The sequence below is a fragment of the Shewanella sp. TB7-MNA-CIBAN-0143 genome (assembly GCF_040310065.1).
Classification (GTDB): domain Bacteria; phylum Pseudomonadota; class Gammaproteobacteria; order Enterobacterales; family Shewanellaceae; genus Shewanella.
Map to the genome: position 1 here is coordinate 107,686 of NZ_JBEOPL010000014.1, position 24,058 is coordinate 131,743.

A 24,058-nucleotide genomic window follows, 5' to 3' on the forward strand; every position below is an offset into this window, starting at 1 on the left:
CGCGTAAAAACATTGTTTTGCTGTTGCTACAACCAATCACTAAAGACGGATCCCTTGCCAACGGTAGAATTAAAAACCGTGATTCGCGTTACTCACCCTAAACCAGCCGGCAATACTATTACGGGTTTTTGTGGTCGGCCTGACTTCATGCGGAAAGCGTTCACTTAAAAACAATACCAAGGTACCAATTTTAGGATTAACGACTTCTAAAGGTGCATCAAACTCATCATAAATGATCAATTCGCCACCATCGCTGTGTTGCCAATCTGGATTCAAGAAAAATACTGTCGATAAAATACGATTTTGGCTGCCATGCAACGCATCAACATGTTTTTTATAAAAAGCACCAGGCTCATAAACAGCATAGTGACTTTCAAAGTCAAACAGCCCCATAAACAAACGACGATTTAACCCGTCTTTCAATTGGCTCATAATCGATAAATATTCACGGTCAATATGATCTTGATTGTCTAACCAGCTAATTTTATCCGAGCGAATTTCAGTATTGATTTGTTGTTCAATCCCTCGACCAATGGCGGCTTTTTTAAAATCAATATCTTGCTGAGCTTGCACTTTTTCAAGCAAGGCTAAACTTACATAATCAGGAATGATATCAGATAAAAGGATATACCCTTTATCGACTAACGCATCTGCGATCACATCCAGCATTGCTTCACTTACTTGCGAAACCATATATGCCACATCCAACAGAAAGACTACGCTTTTTACTTTACTCAAGGGCACAGAAAGGAAATTAAGGGCCTGATTTTCGAGGGGGCGTCATTACAAAGTATGATTGCCATACCTTGGTTATTTTCGGCGATTTTATAGAATAAAACCGCCATGAACAACATTTATTAAAATCTTTAAAATTCATAAACTTAAACCAAGCTAACACACAGTACCAGCTAAACCTAATGGTTAAATTTGACTATGTGTTAATACGGCCTCGGTTGAATCATCGCTATGACTATCATCAAGCTTTTGTGCTTCACACGCTGCAACATGACTTTGTTGCATTTTTAAGGCGAGATATAAATCTGAGCGAATAGTAATACCTTCTTCGCCAGACACCATATCTGTTTGTTCAAACCAGCTAATTAACTGCCGCTTACGCCCTGCCAACACTAAACTGACACCACGCTTTCTTAATAACACATCGATGTCGGTCAGCATTGCCATTACGCTTAGATCTAAATGAGTAAAGCAAGGTACCGCATCTATAATCACACATTCGACCGTTTCAAGTTGGTTCTGCCGAGCAAAGCGTTCCAGTAGACGGCGCTTAAAATAGGTGGCATTAAAATAGGTCAACGGAGAATTGAACCGATAAATAAACACACCAGGTACCGATGAGGCTTTGTCGCTGCTATCTAAGCTGCGAATAATGCCTTTAGCATCCAGTCCCAACACTTGATCCGTCGGTCGCATAACCGTACGAAGAAACTGAAACAATCCTAATAACACTGCAAGGGTGATCCCAGGGATCACGCCAATAAAAAGTACTGCGAGGAAAGTGGTTAAAGCTAAATAAAAGGCTTGGCGATCACGTAAACGTAAGCCCCAAATCGCTTTTAAGTCGATAAGGTGCACAGACGCTATCACTAATACTACCCCGAGCGCTGCGCTGGGAATAAACTCTAACGGCGCGGTTAAAAACACCGCCACTACGGCGATTAACACTGCAGCAATCACCGACACTAACTGAGTTTTACCGCCATTCGCATCGTTTACCGCAGTACGAGAATCGGCACCACTCACGGCAAAACCTTGCGATAATGCGGAAGCAATATTGGCTAAGCCCAAGGCTTTAAACTCTTTGTCAGCATCAATGTCGTAACCATTTTTAGCGGCAAAACTGCGCGCGGTCAGCATCATACTCACAAAACTGACCATGGCTAAGTTGAGTGCCGGCATCACTAATTCACGCGCAATACCAATGTTAAACACAGGAGCTTGAAATGATGGCAAGCCACCTGCCACGCTACCAATAACCGCCACATCATAATCGGTTAAATGAAAAGCCCACACCAATGCACCACCGACTGCAATAGCAAACATTGATGCTGGCCATGTCGGTTTTAACCGCTTCATCACAAAATAAACAACCACAGTGAGAATGGCCATCATCAATGTCGGTATGTGAGTTTGTGATAAATAACTTGGCGCACCGCCTAGGCGTTCAAGCAAGTATTTTTCATCAAAGGTAAAACCGAATATTTTTGAGAATTGCCCCACAATAATGGTAATGGCGACACCGTTAAGCAGCCCCATCAGAATGGGTTTGGATAAGAAATCGGCTAACACGCCTAATTTAAATCGACTTGCAATCAAGCACCAAAACCCTGTCATCACGGTCATGGTCATCACTAATTGCCAATGTTTTAGGCTATCGCCGGCCGCTAGAGGGGTCACAACGGCGGCAATTACCGCACATGTTGCAGCATCAGGGCCAACGATTAGTTGTCTTGAGGTGCCAAATAAGGCGTAGATGAGCATCGGCAACACGCATGAATACAAACCTACAGCTGCATTCACGCCCGTTAACTGCGCATACGCAATTGCCACGGGTAAAGCGACTGCAGCAACAGATAAACCAGCACGAACATCATCTTTAAGCCAGCTTCGCTCGTAACGAGAAAAGGTTTCTAAACCAGGCATAAATCCATATAACCGACTCAGTAACACAACAACCTCAATAATAATAAAGCAGGTTGTTATCATAGTTTTATTTCAAATTAATTACGACATATTCACCAACGATAAATAAAATTTCATCCAATAAAAAACGCCAAGCGAGTTAGACTTGGCGTTTTGAGTTACTAATTTGTGGCTAATATAAAATAGCCGTAATGATACAGAAGTAGCGATATCGTTACTGTAAACGTAATTGATATACCACAGTGGTGCCGCTGACTTCATTACCAATTAACAATAATGGCAATCCGGTAGGGCTGTATTGACTAGCAATAAACTTCATCCCCTCAGGACCTAAATCACCCGCTAAAGAGGCATCACCTTCTACTTCGCCAGTGTCGGTATCAATGGCAAAGTCGGCATCAAAATTACGATTACGAACATAATCGACAAACGATACGGCAAAAGGGTTAGTAATGTCGTAGATCATAAAACCACCGGTGCGTTCTAAACCAATAAAGGCATAAGTATGTGAACCTATTTGGCCAATAGCTAATGCCTCTGGCTCCGGGCCTTTGTCGTCGCTGCGGCTATCACCTTTGTTTTCATCGTTGTTGTTATTGAAGTTCATCGCTAATAACGCCGCGGTAATACGCTCGAAATCACTACCACTGTCAAAAACTTGTTGCCCTTCTGCAGTCCAAATCGAAAATGAACGGCCACCGTAAGCGACTATTTTATCCATTAAGCCATCATTATTCTCATCGCCCATACTCGTGGTGACTTTTAAGCGCCCAAGTTGGGTTTTATCTTGTGCGGCAGCAAACTGCGGATGGTTAGGATCTAAATTCAAATCTTCAGCTCGAGCTTCTTCAGAAAAACCGTCATAGTCGCGGGCATCACCTTCGTTGGCCGTTACGATAAAATCAGTATTATTCCATCGATAACTAGCAATAGTATCAGGTTGATACATACCATAAACACCTTCGTAAGTTTGTAAATTTATGGCATCGTCTTTGTCACTGGCATCAATTTTATTAGCGTCTAAACCAAAATCTTTAAGCCCTAATGCAATAATACGCTTTACCGTTGCTGTTGCTATATCAATCACAGCAATAGCATTGTTTTCTTGTAAACTGACATACGCAAATTGACTGTCAGCTGACACTGAAATGTACTCAGGTTCTAAATCTTGCGCCACACTCGCGCCAGGACCATTAATTTTAATCAATGGATTAAGCTCTGAATTACGCGTACCACCAATATTAAAATCTTTAAAATCAATGACAGTTGCCGTGGTTGCTGGCACACCACCCACAATGGCAATTAACGCAACAGAACCTTCAGGGTCAACATCATAAGCGCTATTAGGCTCACCTTCACCGGCAACTAACAACACACTACCGTCAGGGCTAAAAGTGACATTATCAGGTAATGCACCCACCTCAACAAACGACAAATAAACGGGTAATGCGCTTTCAGATAATCGATAGAACGCCACTATACCATTACCTTGAGTAGCGTTACCTAACGCATCGCCTCGCTCAACGGCTGCCGCTAACAAATTACCCGAGACACTGACACTGTTCACGGCGCCCAGTAAGGTTAACCCGGTATCGACGCTAATATTCAATTCGGTCTTTTTGGCAATATTATTTAAACTGTAGCCTGCTTCATCTTGAACGGCTGTTTGAGTTAATGTCGATAAATCGAGTACATCTACTTTGCCACTTTGAGCATTCACCACAAATGCGCTCTGACTCAACGGATGATAATCGACAATTTCTGCAGCACTTAAGCCATAAACACCAGACTGATAACGCCCCACTAAATCAACTGCCAAAGTATTTTGGGTAACATTACAAATCGTTTGAGTTTGGTTGCTATCAACCTCACTCATCTCTAATACGCCGTTACTATTAGTGTCTAATCCAGTGTCAATTTGCTGACCACCAAACGCGCACTGATCATGACCTACAGCAAGAGGGGTTACACTAACCAAAGCAGATAAACCATTATTACCACTGGCTCCATCTACGCCACTATCACCCTTTGAGCCCATTTGGCCGTCATCGCCATCGCACGCTGTTAGTAGCATGGTGGTCATTATTGCAGACACTAACAGTGCCGTTTTTCCTTGAACAAAGCGCATCATAAACTAAAGTTCCGAATAGAGGTTGGTAATCTAAAGCGAATAATCTAATCAAAAACAATGAAGCTTTAATGACAATAATGTTGCATTTATGTGCCATCAATAAAAATCAATATAATGAAAATGTAAGCACAATCTGTATATATTATTCATTACAAAATCAGCCGCAGTAAATGTCTAATATCGTGGTAAACTAGCGTTGATTAAATTAGCATCGTCTGCAACACCTAAAGCACATGAGGTTCACGTGGTATCGCCATCAAAATTCGACTCGTCTCCAGTCTCTGCGGGTATTCCCCACTTAGCGATGCTAATCCCTATGCTTGCCGCTATTGTCGCCATTACGCCTTTAGCCATAGACATGTACTTACCGGCAATGTCCATGCTGGCATTAGGTTTTGAGACCGACATCACCACAGTACAACAGTCTCTCAGTATTTATCTTGCAGGTTATGCCTTAGGCATGCTGATTTTTGGCCCCCTTGCCGATAAAATTGGTCGTCGACCACTGGTGATTTTTGGGTTGTTAGGTTTCACCATTATCAGCTTGTTAATTGCACTTAGTACCAGTATTGAACAGTTTTTAATATTGCGTTTTGCACAAGCTCTCATTGGCGCAGCGGCCACGGTTGTGGTGCCGGGTTATATTAAAGAGATCTATGGCGACAACACCGCCAAAGGTATGTCTTATGTAAGTCTTATCATGATGCTAGCACCATTGCTCGCCCCTACTTTGGGCAGTTTAATTATGGAGGTCGGTGATTGGCATCTTATCTTTTTAAGCCAAAGTTGTTATGCCATCACGTTATTGGTATTAGTATTATTTAAACTAAAAATGCCCAGCGATAAAGATCTTGGCAGTCGCAGTCAAAAGACATTTTTAGGCGGTTACTACACAGTCTTTGCTCGCAATGGCGTCAAACTGAATTTATCCAGCGGTGTATTAACGTCATTTGCTTTCTTTTGTTACTTAACCGCTTCGCCATTTATTTACATGGAAGTGTTTAATTTAGATAAATCGCTGTTTGCGATTTTATTTAGCACCAATGTGGGAGCCTTGATGCTCGCTAATATTGTTAACTCTAGAGTGGTAACCCGATTCGGCTCAAAACGGATGTTACACGTAGCAACATTCTTCGGCGTCATTGCCGCAACCGGCCTACTAGCGGTTAATTTACTTGATTTAAGTTATTATTTTACCGTGTTAATGCTTATCCCTTTAATGGGTTCGCTCGGGGTCATGTCGGTCAATGCAGACGCCATTGTATTAATGAAGTTCAAGCAAGAAACCGGCACCGCAACTGCCGTCATTGGTACGCTAAGATTTGGTTTTGGTGCAGTAGCAGGGCCACTGTTGGCGTACTTTTATGATGGTACTGCCGTGCCCTTTTCAGCGCTGATGCTTGGCGCAATATTGCTAGTCGGATTATGTCAGTTTTTTCAAAGTACCTTACCTAAAACTGAATAACGCAAAATATTTCTGAAATAACATTATGCAGAGACCACTATTTTAGTGGTCTTTTTATTGCCTTATTATTGGTGATAGACACTATCAATCCCCTTTCGCCGAGCAAATAGCAGCACTTAAACATCAAACTCATCACAACAACCAAAAAACAGCTCATAAACATGAAATGATTTCAACCTTGAAAAATAATTAACTAAAGGGGTTGCAGTAAAAATAAATTTACATAAGATGGAGGCTAGTTACTTGTTCAGTAACAATGAAATCAGCCATTGAATATTGCGACAGCAATTTCAATCTTCGAGTTTGGATTATCCTTCAAACTTATTTTTTAAAACGATTACCGTCGTTGTATACAAGATACTGTTTACCATACGGTAACTTAACAAGGATTCATTTCATGGAAAAGCTTTCTGGCGCGAGTATGATCGTGCGCTCATTAATAGATGAAGGTGTCAGCCATATCTTCGGTTATCCCGGTGGTTCGGTATTAGACATCTATGATTCTCTGCATAAAATATCTGGTATTGAACACATCCTAGTTCGTCATGAACAAGCCGCTGTGCACATGGCTGATGGTTATGCCCGTGCAACTGGCAAAGTTGGCGTCGTGTTAGTCACTTCAGGCCCTGGTGCTACCAATGCTATTACTGGTATTGCCACTGCTTACATGGATTCAATCCCACTGGTTGTGTTGTCTGGTCAAGTGCCGAGTAATTTGATTGGTAATGATGCCTTCCAAGAATGCGACATGATTGGTATTTCTCGCCCAATCGTTAAGCACAGTTTTTTAATAACAGATGCAAAAGACATTCCAGAAACGGTTAAAAAAGCCTTTTTCATTGCCGCTACCGGTCGCCCTGGCCCTGTGGTCATTGATTTGCCTAAAGACTGTTTAAGCCCAGATATACTGCATGATTATGTTTATCCGGACAGCGTTAAAATGCGTTCGTATAACCCCACTACATCGGGTCATAAAGGACAAATTCGTCGCGGTTTGCAAGCCCTGTTAGCGGCTAAAAAACCGGTATTATATGTCGGTGGTGGCGCGATTATTTCGGGTTGTGATGCACAAATACTTGCCCTTGCCGAACGTTTAAACATCCCTGTCGTGAGTACTTTGATGGGCTTAGGCGCGTTTCCTGGCACCCATAAGCAGAGTTTAGGCATGCTAGGAATGCATGGTTTATACGAAGCGAATATGGCAATGCACAACACCGATTTAATCTTTGGTATTGGGGTCCGTTTTGACGACCGCACCACCAACAATGTTGAAAAATATTGTCCTAACGCCACCATTTTACACATCGATATTGATCCATCTTCTATCTCTAAAACGGTTCGGGTCGATATTCCAATTGTTGGCTCTGCCGACAATATTTTAGACGGCATGTTAGATCTACTTGATGAATCCAAGGACACCAATGATGCTACTGCTATGGCAGCATGGTGGAGTGACATTGAAATTTGGCGTTCACGAAAGAGCTTAGAGTTCGATCGCACTACAGATAGAATCAAACCACAGCAAGTTATTGAAACATTATACAAACTCACCAATGGTGACGCTTATGTGGCGTCGGATGTCGGCCAACATCAAATGTTTGCCGCGTTATATTATCCGTTCGATAAACCACGCCGTTGGATTAACTCAGGTGGATTAGGCACCATGGGCTTTGGTTTGCCTGCGGCAATGGGCGTTAAAATGGCGTTCCCTGAAGCGACTGTAGTGTGCGTTACGGGTGATGGTTCTATCCAAATGAATATTCAGGAGCTTTCAACGGCACTGCAATATGATACTCCGGTTAAAATTATCAACTTAAACAACCGCTTCCTTGGCATGGTGAAACAGTGGCAGGACATGATTTATTCAGGTCGTCATTCCCATTCTTATATGGATTCTGTGCCTAACTTTGCCAAAATTGCTGAAGCCTATGGCCATGTGGGAATGAACATTAATCATCCAGATGAATTAGAATCTAAGCTGGCTGAAGCGTTGGCGATGAAAGACAAGTTAGTGTTTGTTGATATCAGCGTAGACGAGACTGAACATGTGTACCCAATGCTGATTCGCGGCGGCGCGATGAACGAAATGTGGCTAAGCAAAACGGAGAAAAGCTAATGCGTCGTATTATTTCTGTATTACTTGAAAACCAACCAGGCGCTTTGTCACGAGTGGTGGGATTATTTTCTCAACGCGGTTACAACATCGAAAGCTTAACCGTTGCGCCGACTGAAGATGTGACCTTGTCACGCTTAAATATTACCGTGATTGCTGATGCCAATATTCTTGAGCAAATTGAAAAACAATTGCATAAGCTTATCGATATTTTGAAAGTGGCTAACATTACCGAGTCGGCCTATATTGAACGTGAAATTGCCTTAGTTAAAGTGAAAGCTCAAGGCGATCAACGCGAAGAAGTCAAACGCACTGCTGATATTTTTCGTGGCCAAATCGTTGATGTTACCGCCAATATTTATACGATCCAAATGGTCGGAACCAGCGATAAAATTGATGCGTTTATCCATGCGATCACCGATATGACCAAAGTGATTGAAATATCGCGTTCTGGTGTGGTTGGTTTAGCCCGAGGTGAAAAATCAATGAGAGCCTAATTACAGGTTGTCTGACACAAAAAAGCAGAGTCCTATTGGGCTCTGCTTTTTTATTGCAATTAAGACAAGTGGCCATAAATAGCTAACTCACACTGTATCGCGGTTTTGTATCGATTGGTTTAGCTTCAACAATATAGCGATATTCGGCATTGCCACTCAGTTGGTCAAACGGATAACAGGTTATCAAGGTTAAATGACTTTCTGCTGTGGGAGCCAGCACATCTAAGTCGGTTTCATGCACCACATGCGTGGTAGTAATTTGATATAACACTCGCTCACCTGCAGTGCTATAAAGCTCAATCATGTCGCCAACCTTAACGTATTGTAAACGCATAAAATGACTGTCTCGATGGCCGGCAATTATCATATTGCCCTGCTCACCCAACGCCGCCCCCGCTAACATTAATCCAGGGCCAAAGGCTAAATTACGCCCAGAGGCCCCCGCTAATACGTACAAGTCACTGCCTAAAGGTTGCAAGCTATCATTGTGTTGTTGCAACACACGCATCTTAGCTACCGGATGAGTGTCTGCCCAAGACCAGGGTTTATGTGGTTGGCTATCTGCCAAGGTTTTTTCAAAAGCCCGTTCAATTAAAAACTGGGCAAAATGGGCTTTAGCTTGCATATAACCTCCCTGTAATAATAATGCACATCCCAGTACGCTTAGAAGCACAATCACAATCCAATGCTTGGTCGGTGATATTGTTCGCTGCATATTTCCGCTCCTGTTTAATCATGTGATTCAATCACTAACAATTGGCCTGGTAAGCGCTGCCTTAACCATAAATAGTGCAACAATCCTAAGCCAAGCAAACTAAAACCAATTAATAACCATAATCGACTAGCGGTACCGGTTTGTGGCAATACTTGCGACGACTGCGATGCATTTAATCCATGGGGCATATGCGGCTGTAACTGCACATCTATAGGGCTATCAATTAATGGGTTAACCGGTGTCACATCCACCGCAACTAAACTGGTTTGACTGGTCACTAAGTGATACAACAAGCCTAATGCTTCAACTTGCTTATTGACGCGGTCGCGGCTGGCATTGTCTTTATAAAGCTCAAGTGATGTTATTTGCGCATTTGCCCATAACAAATCAATCCCCTTAGCTGCTTGATTTTCTTCAAAATCAAGTTGTTGTTGCCAATATTGACCATTAATATTGCCAGACACTATGATGGGCTGTTGTTGGTGTGACGCCGATTTAATACTTACCCAAAGGGGTTCATTTTGGTATAAATCGCTAATGGTGGTCGGCCAATAATCCGGGACACTGCCATCAAGATAATACAAGCCAATATTGGTCAGCACGGGTTGCTCAATTTTATTAAGTAATTGTTCAATTTTTTGCTGCACTTCAGACTCATTGCCAATATAGGTAAATGTTCCTCGACCCATTGTTGCCGCTCGGCGCATAAAATCGGAATTCGGTGCAGAGCCAATTCCGACCGTGAATAATCGGCTGTCACCCAATTGATCATTAATAAGCTGATACAACTCATGTTCGTTGCCAACGGCACCGTCGGTCATAAAAATCACTTGGCGTAACATTTCGCTGTGAGCATCGGTTTGATCTGAATCTTGCTGTACGCTGTCCACCAGCGCAGTTTGTAATGCACTGCGCATTTCGGTGCCGCCATCAGCATCTAGTGACTGAATAAATCGGTTTGCTTTACCAATATTACGGCTATTAGCAGACAATGGCGTGGCAGATAACATTGTTACGTCACTATTAAATTCAATAATATTAAAGCTGTCGATGTCACGCAGTCCCGCTAGTGCGAACTGTAATGCTTGCTTGGCTTGAGTAATAGACTGGCCAGACATAGAACCAGACGTATCGATAACTAAAATCAGTTCTCTGGCAATAAGGTGTTGCTCGCTCACTTCCACACTCGGCGGCATTAACATCAAGAGCGAGTACATATTGTTATCAACCGGATTTGGTTGTCTTTGTGCTGTCTGTTCATGTCCAACGCTATTGTTTATCACATGGGTTTTACCGGTTTGATAAAACGTCGCGGCTTGTGGTAATGCCCCTACGTTAGCCTGCCATTGCAGCACAAAATCACGGTCAGCAATTTGCTTGCCGTCAAAGTTAACACTGTAATGATTACCGGCAATAGACTGTTTAATCGGATGATAAAGACTGTTTAATGAGGTTAGTTCAAAACCGGCATCAATGTTCACCTGCATCTTCACATTTAGTTCAGGTATTACTTGTTTAACAGATGTCGCCGTATTAGCGCTCGATGGCATGGCCAATGGCGGCTGCTCGGTAGTGCGATCTGCTTGCGGGTTATAACGCGGTGTTATCGCTAATGGAAAACGTAAACTAAACAGCCCATCACGATACTCAACCTTTTGTTGATAACTAATTTCTACCACGAGTTGCTCGTGTGGCCCTAAATTGGCCACATCTGAGGTAAACAAATTGCGTCGTTGTTGCTGTAACAAACTCGCTTGTTTACCTTGTTTCTTGGCAGTTTCAAAAGTCTGTAATGCTTGTTTTTTAGGTTGTATTTGTCCTGCTATGACTTTGTCGCCAATGCGTAACTGCATGCTATCGACAGCTGCAGTTTCAGGTAACGGAAATAGGTATCGCCCATTCACCCATTGATCAGAATCATTGATAAACACTTGCTTAACGGTGACCCGATTGAGTAATCCCGACACATCCATGCTCACTTGTGTATCTAGCGCAAAAGCTTGTATCACTTGATTTTGTTGAAAGTACTCTAATGTTCCTTGAGTGATATCGTCTTCTTGATACCCAGACGGTGATGCAAATGCCGTTGTAATACTGGCATAAATGACAAACAACAAACCAAAACACAGCGATTTACAAACAGGTTTAATAGACAAATGTGAGATTAAAAACAACGGGCGCATACTCGCTCCTCACCCATTTAGGCTACAACATCAATGTTTGCGCCTAGATGGGTAATATTCAAAACAAAAAGGAAAATCGACGTGTAAATTTAGTTAGCAGCAAGTTCAGCACCTGGGGCTAATAACTTGAGCGTCACCCGACGATCAAAAAAGTCGTTTTCAAAATTTTGTTCCTGGTGCATTGGCAACGTTGAACCATAAGCCTGTCCATGCAAACGCTCGCGGGCAATGCCTTGGGTAACTAAGTATTGTGTCACTTCAGCTAAACGCTGTTCAGACAAGGCTTGGTTGAAATCATTATCGCCACGGCGGTCGGCATAACCGGTTAAATCTACGGTCAATTCTGGTGACAAGCTCATCATGTAAGCCACATTATCTAATTGTTGTTCAAATAACGGCTCAATATGGCTCGAACCGGTTTTAAACTGCACATTCATTCCAATGGTTAACTCATTAAGCGTTTGTTGTTGATTCGCTTTTTGTTCAGCCAAGTTAGACTGTAATTGATAATATTTCTCCGACACTTGCTCCAACGATTGCTGCTTAGTGCTAAATGCCATTAATTGCTCGTTAGTTTGCGTTAATTTTTGTTCTTGCTGCACTAATTGTTGTTTCTGGACGCTGAGTTCTGCTTCATCGCCAACCGACTTACCAATAAACGTACCGGTAAATGCACCAATAATGGCACCCACTGGGCCGCCGATAACAGCACCGAGTAAAATCCCAGAGCTCAAACCCACTAGCTCTTCTGTGTGTTCGCGCTCTTCGCTCATGCCATGGTCATTATCATTGTCATTGTCATTGTCATTTGCCCAACTGACGTTTGAAATCATCATGGTAGAAATAATTGTTGCGGCAATAAGTTGCTTTTTCATAAAGAATCCCTTTTAGCGGTTGTTTAAAGTGGTTGTTTAAAAAATGATGGTTATCATCAATACATGAGTTAATGCGTTGCTGATTAACTCTATGTCGCTATTAAACACCTCATAGGTGGCTTTATTGGGGAGCAAAAATGGCAATGTGGCGATCAAATGTGGCAACAATATGGCAATTGCCGTCAACGGCTTTTTTGGTCGATAAAATCCTGTATAGTCAGTACTGTATCTAATTATCAGCCTATTAATTGAAATCATCCCATGAAACGAATTGCCATTGTTGAAGACGAAGCCGCTATCCGCGAAAACTACAAAGATGTCCTGCAACAGCAAGGGTATAGTGTTCAAGCCTATGCAAATCGCCCCGCAGCCATGCTCGCCTTTAATGCCCGCTTACCAGACCTAGCCATTATTGATATTGGCTTAGAACATGAAATAGACGGCGGTTTTACCCTATGCCAGGCACTGCGTGCAATGTCGAGCAGCCTACCAATCATCTTTTTAACCGCACGCGACAGTGACTTTGACACCGTGTGTGGTCTGCGTTTAGGGGCCGATGATTATTTAACAAAAGAAGTCAGTTTCCCCCATTTAATGGCCCGTATTGCCGCCCTGTTTCGCCGTTCAGAATTAATCGGTTCAAGCCCAATAGAAGACAACTTACTTGAGCGCGGCCACCTCACCATCGATGGCAATCGCATTCAGGTATATTGGAAATCGCAACCCATTGAACTGACCGTGACCGAGTTTTGGATGGTTCATGCCATGGCCAAACATCCAGGACATGTGCGTAGCCGTCAGGATTTAATGCAAGAAGCTAAAATTTACGTCGACGACAGCACGATCACCTCGCACGTTAAGCGCATTAGGAAAAAGTTTATCGTTATCGACGCTGAGTTTGACTGTATCGATACCGTTTATGGCATGGGCTACCGCTGGGACAATATCTAACAGATGAATTTACCGATAGGGCTGCGTGCCAAGGTCGTCATTTTGTCGCTGTTTTTACTCTGCCTACCATGGCTTGGGTATGAATATGTGTGGGAAATGGAGAAGTACCTGCGTTATGGCCAAGAAAAAACCCTTGAAGGCACCACTCAAGCGCTTGCTACGGCGCTACATGAGCGACCAAAATTATTTGATAACCAAGCCAGCTTTTTAAACCAAGTTGAAAAAGGCCGCGACTTATACGCCTACCCGTTAGCTGGGCCCATTCAACTCGACGGTAAACTGAGTGACTGGGACTTATACCAACATCGCACCCTCAACTATTCAGACAAACATGTTATTTATCAGCGCAGCGAAACTGAGCCAATCGATATTAGCTTTAGCCATATGGTGGGCAAATACGGCGGCTATTTATACGGATTTTTCAACGTCAATGACCCGAACCTGATTTTCCGTAACCGTAAAAGCTTACGCATTGATAGAAACGATCACTTAGTCATGGCGACTCAATCACCAGACGGCCAGTTCAGGCGTTATATTATTGCCAATACTAAAAGTGGTTGGCTTAGTGCGTTTGAATTACCCGCCGACCCCAGCCAATCAATGCCCGTTACCCCCGAGTCACGTATTCAAGGCCAGTGGTTAAAAACAGACAAGGGATACAATATTGAATTTAGACTGCCACTTGAAATGGTAGGCAGTAAATTAGGTTTTGCGATTCATAATGTAAACGATACAAAAACACGTCAATTAGTGAATGTTATTGGTACCTCAGCCACAGATTCAGTAGCCAGTTTAGGCACGGTGTTAGTGCCCTCGCCTGAAATTGAAAATATCATTAAAGGCATGAGCCACAACAGCTCACGTATTTGGGTCGTCGATAATCATGGCCGCGTGCTGGCAAAATCAGGTGATATTCGTTCATCGTCCAACACCTGGGCAGATGATATCGAGGTCAATCAACCTGAGTCGTTTTGGCTGCACTTTAAGCAGCAATATATTCTGCCGTTATACTACAAAATATTAACTCGACCGCCACAAGACTTTATCGATTCACTGCAAGATTCAACTGAACTCACTGGCAGCCATATTGAAAAAGCCTTAAGCGGCAAACAAGGCTCTACATGGCGCTTAACCCCAGACAACAAAGCCGTAGTATTAGCCGCAGCAAGCCCTATATGGATTGACGATAAAGTCATGGGGGTAGTTATTGCAGAAGAAACCACTCACGGCATTCGCAGCCTGCGTAACCGCGCCCTGGAAAAACTGTTTAACGTCATATTAACTATTATGAGCATGGGCACATTAGCCTTGTTTATTTTTGCCTCGAGTATTTCAAGCCGCATTCGCCGTTTACGTGATCAGGCTGAACTCGCCATCGACAGCCAGGGCCGAGTAAGACAGCAGATTGTGGCATCAAAAAACCGAGATGAAATCGGTGATTTGTCACGCAGCTTTTCAAGTATTGTCAGCCGCCTTGGGCAATACACTCATTATTTAGAAAACATGTCGTCGCGTTTATCGCACGAACTTCGAACCCCTGTTGCCGTGGTGCGCAGCTCACTTGAACACTTAGGCTTGCAACAACTGGACGAGCAATCACAAAAATATGTTAGCCGTGCCCAAGAAGGTGTCAGCCGCCTACACCTTATTTTAAATAACTTAAGCGAAGCAACTCGCTTGGAAGCCAGTTTAACCCAAGCTGAAAGCTGTCGTTTTTCATTAAAGAAAGTGATTAGCGGTTGTATGCAAGGCTATCAAATGACTTATCCAGACCAACTGTTTGCTGTTCACATTGAAGATAAAGCCATGTCTTGTGACGGTGTACCGGAATACATCGCCCAATTAATGGATAAACTGATCAACAACGCCATTGAATTTCATCAGCCCGACAGCGCCATCACCGTCAGCCTGACCCAATATCATAAACAGGCAATATTAAAAGTCAGTAACATTGGTCCTTTACTGCCAAAAGACATGAACAGCCAAATTTTTGAATCTATGGTGTCTATCAGGCCTCAAGGTATTAATGGTAAGCCTCATCTTGGTTTAGGCTTATACATTGCCCGATTAGTTACCGACTTTCACCATGGCAGCATTAAAGCAACCAACATAATAGAGAACGACATTGAAGGGGTTGAAATATGCCTGACGTTACCCTTGAGTGATGAAAAATAGTCAACCACAGCATTTAGGCGCTTTTATTTAGGTTTGTTGGTGCTAGGATGATGAACATCAGTAGATCATTCACCGTAGCGCATTTATCCATGTCATTGATATTTGCTAATAAACATTAGCTAAAACATAAACCATGGACTCTACACATAATGGAAATAACAACATGAGCAAAGACGATAAACTGGCCACCCAAATTGTTAACGTTGGCCGCGACAAAAAGTTCACTAAAGGCATTATTAATCCGCCAGTATTTAGAGCCTCTACCGTGGTGTTCGACACCATGGATGAGATGCGTTTTGCGATTAAAAACAAAACCAACGGTGAAATGTTTTACGGTCGTCGCGGCACCCCAACCCATTTTTCATTTCAACAAGCCATATGCGAACTTGAAGGTGGCGCTGGCACGGCGTTATACCCTTCTGGTGCGGGCGCGATCAGCAGCGCTTTGTTATCATTTTTAAAAAGTGGCGACCATTTATTAATGGTCGACACAGCCTATGAACCAACGCGCGATTTATGCAATAAAATGCTCGCGGGCTTTGGTATCGAAACCACCTATTACGACCCAATGATTGGCGCAGGCATTCGTGAGTTAATTCGTCCTAACACCAAGGTATTATTTTTAGAATCACCAGGTTCTATCACCATGGAAGTGCAGGATGTACCATCGCTTTGCCGTATCGCTCACGAACATGATGTCATTGTAATGCTGGATAATACCTGGGCTTCACCGATTAATTCTCGTCCATTTGATATGGGGGTCGACATCTCTATTCAAGCCGCCACCAAGTACATTGTCGGCCATTCAGATGTGATGATGGGTACCGCCACTGCCAATGAACAACATTGGGAACAACTGCGCGAAAATAGTTACTTAATGGGCCAAACTACCTCGCCAGATGACGTGTATTTAGCCGCGCGAGGCTTACGTACCTTAGGAGTACGTATGGCACAACATAATAAAAATGCCTTAAAAGTGGCTAATTGGTTGGCGACTCGTGCAGAAGTGGATCATGTCCGTCATCCGGCGTTCGATACTTGCCCTGGTCACGAGTTTTTTAAGCGCGACTTTAGCGGCGGTAATGGTTTATTCTCGTTTGTACTCAAGCAAGGCGACTTAGCGTCAGTCACTGCTTTTGTTGAAAACATGGACCATTTTAAAATGGGCTTTTCATGGGGCGGTTTCGAAAGCTTAATTTTAGGGGTATTCGGTATTAACAATATCCGTACCGCTACTCAATGGGACAGCAGCAAACCATTAATACGCTTACACATTGGACTTGAAGATGCCGACGATTTAATTGCCGATCTCGATGCGGCCTTTAGCCGATATAATGCAATACTACAAAAGTAGCCTCTACTCAGCTGCTGAAACGTTTTGCAAAAAACGTTAATGGAATGTTCAAACAATAAGGGAATAAATGAATATCATCAAATTAGTCATACTCAGCCTGTGCATTAGCATTGGCTATTATGCATTAACTATCGTGGCAATTGGCCAGTCTGCTGCTGGTAACTTATTGTGGTGGTTTAATAGCAGTGAATATCCAATACTGGCTCACCTTGCACAGAACTTTGTTGGTATCGGCTTAGCCGCGTTAATCCCTGCGTTTCTAGTGAGAAGTTACGAGCCCGCAAGACAATGGATTGCCATTACCATTATGATTTTAGGCGCCATGTTATTACACGGTAATATCCATTACATGCCATGGGATCCTATGGGTATTGTAAGGTTTGTAAACAACACCTTGTTCTACGGTGATATCGGTGCAAAAGTGCTATTTTTCTATATCTTACTGCTCCCTGTATTGTGGTTGTTACTGCTTAAACGTATGGCACGTATTTAACAGAATCCGAATTTGAGCGCTAAACAAAAGCAAGGTGAGCATATCTTGCTAGTCAACATTGCCATCAATCTAAGCCTTGAGTCGTCATCGTCTCAGGGCTTTTTATTATCAATAATAGCTATAAAAACAAAGACTAAGCAGTTTGCCAAACGTTTAGTCAATAGTTGCCAAAACTATTAGCAATCATTTAGCAAAACAGTTGTTCAAAACATACTTTAGGGAATTATAGAAGTGATAAATATCTGAGCGTACTTATGTGATGATATCGCCCGCCAAATGTAAATTACGCCACAAATGAAATGTTATCTCACTCTTGTCGGTCTTATTAAGTACACCACCATTTGCCAACTAGAGTTTAACTATGTGTAGCACACCAAAAACCAATCTAGCCGCTGCCACACCCAAAGTTCCTTTTCGGAGCTTTATGGCCAGTATGACATTGGCACAAAGACAACAGTTCGCCGAAGTCGCGAACCGTGCTGATGAAAGGCGAAAAATAAGAGAAGATCGACTCAAAGGTCAATCTAATAGCAAAAGTGCGGCAAACACGGCTGTAAAACCAAACATGCCATTTATCAAAAGACTGCTTCAATTTTGTAAACAACATATTGTGATATAAGCCTGTATGCCTTTAATGGCTAAACGGCTTATTGCAGATTAGTCTTCTAATACTGAGATAAAAATTCTGTCTGCATTCCACAGTTCAATTATCTTGCGTGTCTTCTTTGAGTTCCAAAAACATTTTCCAAACAAAATAATCCCCGCACCTTCTAACTGACGCCCTTCCGATACATTGAAACGTTCTAATATTGCCGATTTAAATTTAGAGATAGGAATGCCAACATCAGTACAATCAGATGGATTTAACCAATCAAGTTCTTTGTCTAGATGCGAAATCGTACCCCAGTACATTTTAGGCTTTGCCTGTTTAGCATTATCGCTTGGCTCAGCCTCGGCAAAGTTAACAAATAAATTCTTCGCTTTGAATTTATAACCCGTATCAAGCTCAATCAAAGTACTCGACTCAGCTAAGTCGCTACCACGCATTAGGCTATTGAGTATTTTCTCCAGCCCTAGCACTTTGACCTTGGTTTGTTCATTGTTGCCATTGTGTTTACGACTGGCATTATCGATTTTTGGGAGGCTGCTTGAAATGAGGCTTGATGTAGAGGCAACAGTTTGCACCTCTGTAACTGGCTTTTTGGTGTTTGATAACATGAAATCAATGCTAATAATATCAGCATCTGAAATGACTTTATTCACTTCTACGCTATGCCGAGTCTCTCGGTCTCGTTGAGTTGAAAAATGACCTTCATCGCATTCTGCAACATGATATCTAGAGCCAAAACACGCCGCTTTACCGTCTGAGCTTCTCTTACGATAGTAAGCTTTTCCTTCGCACTCAGGGCATTGTAAAAACTGCCTAAATTTTTCAATTTCAGTTTCAGGTAACGCCTGAAATTTCAAAATTGAAAAAGTGTGCCTTTGCCCACCATAAGTACAAACCGCATCAATCATTTGCTATCCACATTTTCTATAAAAACGTACCTTTAAAATAAGCGATTAAAGGAACCTTAAAACCTAGTGAAACAATAGCAAGTTATTAATAAAAATCCTATTTTTCAATAATGCTAATCGCTGTCGCAGACTTTATAGGTTGAGCTTAACATGCTAGAAGCTGCTCAACAATTGAGCTATTAGTGGGTTGTGGTTTGATAAGAGATACTATTCATAATGGAGTGAATCTACCCGCGACTGACGATATGATTTGCTCACTATCTAAATCGTTTCGGGACAGAAGCGAGATAGTAACGAGCACAGTAAAAGGCGGAAAATAGTTTACTCAAACTTGCAATGAACGAACACAAGTCAGCTACTTTGCTTAATAGCCTTTATTAGATTTTCTGGATCGTTTGTACCCAGACAAACCGTTGTGCCATCTTTAAGTTTTAATTCAACAGCCGTTAGACCAGAAACGTTATATAACCATCCAGTTGAGATTAACCGGATGCCGAGCCCATAGTACCATTTGGTTCTTATCTCTTGTGTCGACTCAATTTCAGATATTTTTATTGATTTATTCCAAAATTTTGGACCAAAAAACCATTTCACTTTCCCACCTTCAACTTTGATTGTTAATGCTGAAAAAAGAATTGAAACCACACCTACAATTAAATACGCAAATCCGATCGGTTCGGTAGGTTGAGTTACCGAAGCAAAGATAAGCACTAATGTTACAATTCCCATAACTGAAAGCATCGCGATTCCAAGCTGAGTGTTTTTATACTGCATGACGAGCTCCTTTTACAGTTAATCGCTTATTATCCAGCCTCGGACAACTCCCTACCTATAATTAATTAACATCACTTCTTTAACTTGAAGTGCGATAGCTTCCGACACTATTAAAGTAAGGCATGCCTTCTAGACTAACGATAGTTTATCTTGGTCTGGCCATCTTTAATCATTATTTTAAAAGAGTAAATAAACTCTGCTTTATTTACCGAGCAATCTTGGGAGACCGTATTGCAGTACTTTGACACCCAAATAGTAGGAAATGCGCGGCATGGAATATTGAATAAAAGCGGCTTAAAATCTCTCCAGAAATACTTGACCATTACAGATTATTTAATTTGCTTCAAAGGGAATATTTAAGTTGAAAGTCATAATGACAAAAACAAGTAAGTATCAGAGATGAAGCTCCACGGCACCACGAAAGAGAATGGCGCTTTCTAACGATCATTTGTTACTTTTATTCTTTCCACTAAAAAGTCTACTGCCGCTTTTACTTTTGGGACTAAGTAGCGCTGTTTTTGATACAGCAAGTAAACCGCCATATCAGAATGTTGAGTGATAGCTAACTCATGCTCAAACTTAAGTTCTAGCAATTTACCAGACTCAAGATAAGACGCTAACGCCCATCGAGTTGACATTAAGATACCTTCCCCATCACAAGCCTTTTTCGCCAGCCAGGGTCCGTTATTTGAAATCGCCACCGCCGGTCCTGAAACGTCATGCCATTGACCGTTCATATTACATAACCAAGGCGTTGGCCCTGTTGGCGCTTTAAAATACAGGCCATTATGTTGCGTTAATTCCATCGCATTGTTAGGTATACCGTGTTTCTCTATGTAACTTGGTGACGCCACAGGAATAAAGCCATTGTCCATCAGTCTTATTGCTAACACGCGCTCATTGGGCGCGTAACCACCGCGAATAGCAATATCGACATCGTCACGTCCGAGTGTTGATAACTCGTCACTTAAACTGACATCTAAAACAATTTGAGGGTATAACGCGCTAAATTCATCTAACAACGGCAGTAATATCTTTTCACCAAAACCCACCATCGAACTGATCCGTAAACGCCCCATTGGCGTTGTTTGGTAACTACGAACCGTTTCATTACTTTGCGCTAGTTGATTCAATATTTGCTGTACATCGTTATAATAAATTTGCCCCACTTCGGTTAGTTTAACGATTCGGGTCGAACGCTTTAACAAGGTCGCCCCCAAACTCTTTTCTAAATCAGCAACTCGTCTAGACAAGGATGATGGCGGCACATTAAACGCACTCGCCGCTTTGGTAAAGCTGCCCGTTTCTACTACCTTACTGAAATACCGCATTGCACGTAGTTGATCCAACTTACTTCTCCATTAAATCTGAGTGCTTTGGCTTTATTGTTGTCTTAAAAGCAATAGTGATTAGCATTTTCCCTTATATATAACCAAATTAAAACAGGTAATAATACAGTTAACTTAAACATTGCAACCTTAACCCTGTTGCCGCGTATTAAAAACAGAGGTGTTAATTGCATTTTTCGGCAAGTAGCACCAGCCTTCACGTAAATGATGGACACTGACTTATGATTACTTTGCACGGTTTTGCAGCTAGCAACTATTACAACCTAGTGAAACATGTACTGCTATACAAACAACTGCCATTTCAAGAAAACCTTATTTACGGTGGTAGTGACGAGTTACTGAAAGTCAGTCCAGCTGGCAAAGTACCTGCTATCACAACGACTGAAGGACTGAATATTTCAGAGTCGAGTGTCATTTGCGACTTTATCGAAGAGACTTACCCTGCAACGTCGCTATACCCTGAAAATGCCGGAGAGCGTGCAGTTGTGCGTCAAATTATGAAAATGGCAGAGCTTTATTTTGAACTGCCAAGCAGACGACTTATACCTTATGCATTTTCTGGCACAGAAGTTCCTGAATCGGTTAACGCTGAGGTCCGCCAAGTGTTAACCCGTGGCATTACCGGCTTAAGTCGTTTGTGTCAGTTTTCACCTTGGATTGCCGGCGAACAATTCACCATGGCAGATATCTACGTTTATTACGTCAACACCATAGTCAGCGCGTTTGGCTCGAGCCAGCTTAACTGGGATGTACTGGCTGAAATACCAGGCATGAAACAGTGGAACGATGCCATGAGCCAAACGGTTATTGCCCAACAGGTGGAATCCGATCGCCTAGCAAACATGCCCGAATTTATGCAAAAAGTGAAAGCTCAAATCCAAGCGGCGAACGCTGGATAACACTTATTTATACGAAATGATATTAGCGATAAAAACAAGCAATACTGACGTTTGGCTTGAATTCAATTACAAACAGAACATAGCCAATACCATAAAGTGATTGGCTCAATGAATTAATTATTTTACAGGAGAGAATCCCAATGACAGATACCAATATCCAACTGACTTCATTGATCAGCGAAGACAATAAATTAACGCTTGCGTTAAAAAACATCGACATGCCACAACCAGGTGCCGATGAAGTGGTTATTCGCATTGAAGCTGCGCCATTAAATCCGTCTGATTTAGCCGTTCTGTTCAGCGCTGCAGATATGACTACTGCGACACAAGCAGGCACTGAACAAAGCCCCGCTATTATTGCGGATGTTCCGGCTAAATTTATGCCAGCGGTTAAAACCCGAGTCGGTAAAGCCATTCCTGTTGGTAATGAAGGTGCAGGAACCGTTGTCGCAGCAGGCTCATCGCCTGCAGCGCAAGCATTAATGGGTAAAACCGTTGCTGTCATTGGCGGTGGAACGTATCGTCAGTACCTCTGTGCCAATGTGCAAAGCTGCCTAGAATTGAAACAAGGCACTACCGCTAAAGAAGGTGCATCTTCTTTTGTTAATCCGCTTACAGCATTAGCAATGGTCGAAACAATGCGTGCTGAAGGCCATAAAGCCATTATTCATGCAGCAGCTGCGTCTAATCTTGGCCAAATGTTAAACCGTATTTGTATTGCCGATGGCGTCGATTTAATTAACATCGTCCGTAAAGCGGAACAAGAAACGCTATTACGTGACATGGGCGCAAAATACGTTGTTAACTCAAGCAGTGATACTTTCCTAGCTGACTTAACCGCAGCAATTATTGAAACAGGTGCAACGATTGCGTTTGACCCAATTGGTGGCGGTAAATTAACCAGTGACATTCTTAACTGTATGGAAGTGGCTGCATCGCGCGATATGAAAGAACACAGCGTTTATGGTTCTGACACTTTCAAGCAAGCTTATATTTATGGCGCATTAGACCGCGGCCCTATTACTCTAAATCGTAACTTCGGTTTTGCATGGGGTGTTAATGGCTTCTTATTATTCAATGCGCTAGCCAAGTTAGGCACGAAAACGGTTATGGCGATGCGTAAACGTGTTGCAGATGAAATCACCACCACATTTGCTAGCCACTACACCCATGAAGTGTCATTGGCTGAAGTATTACAATTAAAATCAATAGCGGGTTATTCTAAACATGCTACTGGTGAGAAGTACTTAATTACTCCACAAAAATAGTTAACCCTCAAAGGCCATAACAGCTTAATCGATTGATTTTTAAAGTAATAAAAAGCAGATACTGATTATAGTATCTGCTTTTTATTTGCCTGTTCATCATAGCAACAATCGTGGGTGGCCATGTTATCTTGTATCTTGGACGGATTTTTTTCGACCTTTTGCACATAAGATGACAGTTTCAGGAGTTCCAGCCGAAGGCGAGCATGCCTAACCTTGTTATGTGTATTTGCTTTTATCAACTTGAATCTCCTTAAAAGAGCCTGAAGAAACTAGTATTTTTGAAATCTGCTCGATTACTTTTTTATGATTGGTTTTAGGGATAATAAACAAGCCACCCCAATCATCATTTAATTCGAAGATCCCTCTCTCAAATTCGACTTCCCAAACATAATCATCAGTTACGTAGTCTTCCATTATAATTCTTGAAGGCTTGAGAGCATTTTTCAATATGTAAAGGACATCAGGAAAATCACCAGATCTGTGATCACCGCTAAACTCGATCAAATTATGATCTGATTTATAACCCAGACGGATAAAGAATGAATTCATATTATTTACCAACGCTTCACTCACCGGAACTTTGGGAGCGAAGCGAGAAAAATTCCGACTACAATGATTTGTTAGGCCAACTCTTGAA

Annotated in this window: 19 protein-coding genes; 9 read left to right on the forward strand and 10 right to left on the reverse strand. The window is 42.2% G+C overall.

Annotated features, from left to right (window positions below; translation table 11 throughout):
* Positions 1 to 69: 69 nt before the first annotated feature.
* The 3 genes from AAEY97_RS12940 to AAEY97_RS12950 form a co-directional block, all read right to left on the reverse strand.
* Entirely contained in the window at positions 70 to 693 is a 624-nt protein-coding gene (locus AAEY97_RS12940) for a 2OG-Fe(II) oxygenase (RefSeq protein WP_350978774.1), read from the reverse strand.
* 228 nt (positions 694 to 921) lie between these two features.
* Entirely contained in the window at positions 922 to 2,724 is a 1,803-nt protein-coding gene (locus AAEY97_RS12945; protein ID WP_392342719.1) for a SulP family inorganic anion transporter, read from the reverse strand.
* A 151-nt stretch (positions 2,725 to 2,875) separates the two neighbouring features.
* Positions 2,876 to 4,792, reverse strand: coding sequence for a choice-of-anchor I family protein (locus AAEY97_RS12950; RefSeq protein WP_254439887.1), 1,917 nt, complete (start codon positions 4,790 to 4,792; stop codon positions 2,876 to 2,878).
* 304 nt (positions 4,793 to 5,096) lie between these two features.
* On the opposite strand from AAEY97_RS12950, the gene AAEY97_RS12955 reads away from it, so the two are divergent.
* From AAEY97_RS12955 to ilvN, 3 genes are all read left to right on the forward strand, one after another.
* Positions 5,097 to 6,257: a multidrug effflux MFS transporter gene (locus tag AAEY97_RS12955; protein WP_162024320.1), complete on the forward strand. Its 1,161-nt coding sequence runs from the start codon at positions 5,097 to 5,099 to the stop codon at positions 6,255 to 6,257.
* Between the two features lie 397 nt (positions 6,258 to 6,654).
* On the forward strand, positions 6,655 to 8,373 hold the full coding sequence (locus tag AAEY97_RS12960) for an acetolactate synthase 3 large subunit (protein ID WP_101087533.1): 1,719 nt from the start codon (positions 6,655 to 6,657) through the stop codon (positions 8,371 to 8,373).
* Positions 8,373 to 8,867 (forward strand): acetolactate synthase small subunit, encoded by a 495-nt coding sequence (ilvN, locus tag AAEY97_RS12965; RefSeq protein ID WP_101087532.1) that lies wholly within the window; start codon positions 8,373 to 8,375, stop codon positions 8,865 to 8,867. Before AAEY97_RS12960 ends, ilvN begins: the two co-directional genes overlap by 1 nt.
* 82 nt (positions 8,868 to 8,949) lie before the next feature.
* Here the strand turns inward: ilvN and AAEY97_RS12970 are convergent, their stop codons facing one another.
* The 3 genes from AAEY97_RS12970 to pdsO form a co-directional block, all read right to left on the reverse strand.
* The gene (locus tag AAEY97_RS12970; protein ID WP_101087531.1) at positions 8,950 to 9,582 is read right to left on the reverse strand and encodes a class GN sortase; all 633 of its coding nucleotides are present in this window, start codon (positions 9,580 to 9,582) and stop codon (positions 8,950 to 8,952) included.
* Between the two features lie 14 nt (positions 9,583 to 9,596).
* Positions 9,597 to 11,765 carry a marine proteobacterial sortase target protein gene (locus tag AAEY97_RS12975; protein ID WP_162022858.1) on the reverse strand — a complete coding sequence of 723 codons (2,169 nt, stop codon included), beginning with the start codon at positions 11,763 to 11,765 and terminating at the stop codon, positions 9,597 to 9,599.
* Between the two features lie 89 nt (positions 11,766 to 11,854).
* Positions 11,855 to 12,640: a sortase-associated OmpA-like protein PdsO gene (pdsO, locus tag AAEY97_RS12980; RefSeq protein ID WP_350999231.1), complete on the reverse strand. Its 786-nt coding sequence runs from the start codon at positions 12,638 to 12,640 to the stop codon at positions 11,855 to 11,857.
* Positions 12,641 to 12,901: 261 nt separating this feature from the next.
* On the opposite strand from pdsO, the gene pdsR reads away from it, so the two are divergent.
* The 4 genes from pdsR (at position 12,902) to AAEY97_RS13000 (ending at position 17,613) form a co-directional block, all read left to right on the forward strand.
* Positions 12,902 to 13,591, forward strand: coding sequence for a proteobacterial dedicated sortase system response regulator (gene pdsR, locus AAEY97_RS12985; RefSeq protein ID WP_011637090.1), 690 nt, complete (start codon positions 12,902 to 12,904; stop codon positions 13,589 to 13,591).
* Positions 13,592 to 13,594: 3 nt separating this feature from the next.
* The gene (pdsS, locus tag AAEY97_RS12990; protein ID WP_350999233.1) at positions 13,595 to 15,766 is read left to right on the forward strand and encodes a proteobacterial dedicated sortase system histidine kinase; all 2,172 of its coding nucleotides are present in this window, start codon (positions 13,595 to 13,597) and stop codon (positions 15,764 to 15,766) included.
* Positions 15,767 to 15,929: 163 nt separating this feature from the next.
* Positions 15,930 to 17,120, forward strand: coding sequence for a cystathionine beta-lyase (locus AAEY97_RS12995; RefSeq protein WP_182744843.1), 1,191 nt, complete (start codon positions 15,930 to 15,932; stop codon positions 17,118 to 17,120).
* 67 nt (positions 17,121 to 17,187) lie between these two features.
* A complete protein-coding gene (locus tag AAEY97_RS13000; RefSeq protein WP_101087526.1) occupies positions 17,188 to 17,613 on the forward strand; it encodes a hypothetical protein in 426 nt (141 codons plus the stop codon).
* Positions 17,614 to 18,270: 657 nt separating this feature from the next.
* On the opposite strand, the gene AAEY97_RS13005 is transcribed toward AAEY97_RS13000, so the two are convergent.
* From AAEY97_RS13005 to AAEY97_RS13015, 3 genes are all read right to left on the reverse strand, one after another.
* Positions 18,271 to 19,131 carry a hypothetical protein gene (locus AAEY97_RS13005; RefSeq protein WP_350999238.1) on the reverse strand — a complete coding sequence of 287 codons (861 nt, stop codon included), beginning with the start codon at positions 19,129 to 19,131 and terminating at the stop codon, positions 18,271 to 18,273.
* Between the two features lie 351 nt (positions 19,132 to 19,482).
* Positions 19,483 to 19,905: a hypothetical protein gene (locus AAEY97_RS13010; protein ID WP_350999241.1), complete on the reverse strand. Its 423-nt coding sequence runs from the start codon at positions 19,903 to 19,905 to the stop codon at positions 19,483 to 19,485.
* Between the two features lie 437 nt (positions 19,906 to 20,342).
* On the reverse strand, positions 20,343 to 21,254 hold the full coding sequence (locus tag AAEY97_RS13015) for a LysR family transcriptional regulator (protein ID WP_350999244.1): 912 nt from the start codon (positions 21,252 to 21,254) through the stop codon (positions 20,343 to 20,345).
* Between the two features lie 221 nt (positions 21,255 to 21,475).
* Between AAEY97_RS13015 and AAEY97_RS13020 the strand changes: the two genes are divergently transcribed.
* Both AAEY97_RS13020 and AAEY97_RS13025 read left to right on the forward strand, forming a co-directional pair.
* On the forward strand, positions 21,476 to 22,153 hold the full coding sequence (locus tag AAEY97_RS13020; protein WP_350978754.1) for a glutathione S-transferase family protein: 678 nt from the start codon (positions 21,476 to 21,478) through the stop codon (positions 22,151 to 22,153).
* Between the two features lie 140 nt (positions 22,154 to 22,293).
* Positions 22,294 to 23,421 (forward strand): zinc-binding dehydrogenase, encoded by a 1,128-nt coding sequence (locus tag AAEY97_RS13025; protein ID WP_182745260.1) that lies wholly within the window; start codon positions 22,294 to 22,296, stop codon positions 23,419 to 23,421.
* A gap of 216 nt (positions 23,422 to 23,637) precedes the next feature.
* Here AAEY97_RS13025 and AAEY97_RS13030 read toward each other — a convergent pair whose 3' ends face one another.
* Positions 23,638 to 23,970 carry a hypothetical protein gene (locus AAEY97_RS13030; protein ID WP_162022848.1) on the reverse strand — a complete coding sequence of 111 codons (333 nt, stop codon included), beginning with the start codon at positions 23,968 to 23,970 and terminating at the stop codon, positions 23,638 to 23,640.
* Positions 23,971 to 24,058 lie beyond the last annotated feature (88 nt).

Bases quoted from the DNA above. Each gene is read 5' to 3' on its own strand.
- AAEY97_RS13025 (WP_182745260.1), top strand. From the start codon at position 22,294: ATGACAGATACCAATATCCAACTGACTTCATTGATCAGCGAAGACAAT.
- AAEY97_RS13010 (WP_350999241.1), bottom strand. From the start codon at position 19,905: ATGCAGTATAAAAACACTCAGCTTGGAATCGCGATGCTTTCAGTTATG.
- AAEY97_RS13020 (WP_350978754.1), top strand. From the start codon at position 21,476: ATGATTACTTTGCACGGTTTTGCAGCTAGCAACTATTACAACCTAGTG.
- AAEY97_RS13005 (WP_350999238.1), bottom strand. From the start codon at position 19,131: ATGATTGATGCGGTTTGTACTTATGGTGGGCAAAGGCACACTTTTTCA.
- AAEY97_RS12960 (WP_101087533.1), top strand. From the start codon at position 6,655: ATGGAAAAGCTTTCTGGCGCGAGTATGATCGTGCGCTCATTAATAGAT.
- AAEY97_RS12950 (WP_254439887.1), bottom strand. From the start codon at position 4,792: ATGATGCGCTTTGTTCAAGGAAAAACGGCACTGTTAGTGTCTGCAATA.
- AAEY97_RS12995 (WP_182744843.1), top strand. From the start codon at position 15,930: ATGAGCAAAGACGATAAACTGGCCACCCAAATTGTTAACGTTGGCCGC.
- AAEY97_RS13030 (WP_162022848.1), bottom strand. From the start codon at position 23,970: ATGAATTCATTCTTTATCCGTCTGGGTTATAAATCAGATCATAATTTG.
- AAEY97_RS12975 (WP_162022858.1), bottom strand. From the start codon at position 11,765: ATGCGCCCGTTGTTTTTAATCTCACATTTGTCTATTAAACCTGTTTGT.
- AAEY97_RS12955 (WP_162024320.1), top strand. From the start codon at position 5,097: ATGCTAATCCCTATGCTTGCCGCTATTGTCGCCATTACGCCTTTAGCC.
- pdsS (WP_350999233.1), top strand. From the start codon at position 13,595: ATGAATTTACCGATAGGGCTGCGTGCCAAGGTCGTCATTTTGTCGCTG.
- AAEY97_RS13000 (WP_101087526.1), top strand. From the start codon at position 17,188: ATGAATATCATCAAATTAGTCATACTCAGCCTGTGCATTAGCATTGGC.
- AAEY97_RS12970 (WP_101087531.1), bottom strand. From the start codon at position 9,582: ATGCAGCGAACAATATCACCGACCAAGCATTGGATTGTGATTGTGCTT.
- pdsO (WP_350999231.1), bottom strand. From the start codon at position 12,640: ATGAAAAAGCAACTTATTGCCGCAACAATTATTTCTACCATGATGATT.
- AAEY97_RS12945 (WP_392342719.1), bottom strand. From the start codon at position 2,724: ATGATAACAACCTGCTTTATTATTATTGAGGTTGTTGTGTTACTGAGT.
- AAEY97_RS12940 (WP_350978774.1), bottom strand. From the start codon at position 693: ATGGTTTCGCAAGTAAGTGAAGCAATGCTGGATGTGATCGCAGATGCG.
- pdsR (WP_011637090.1), top strand. From the start codon at position 12,902: ATGAAACGAATTGCCATTGTTGAAGACGAAGCCGCTATCCGCGAAAAC.
- ilvN (WP_101087532.1), top strand. From the start codon at position 8,373: ATGCGTCGTATTATTTCTGTATTACTTGAAAACCAACCAGGCGCTTTG.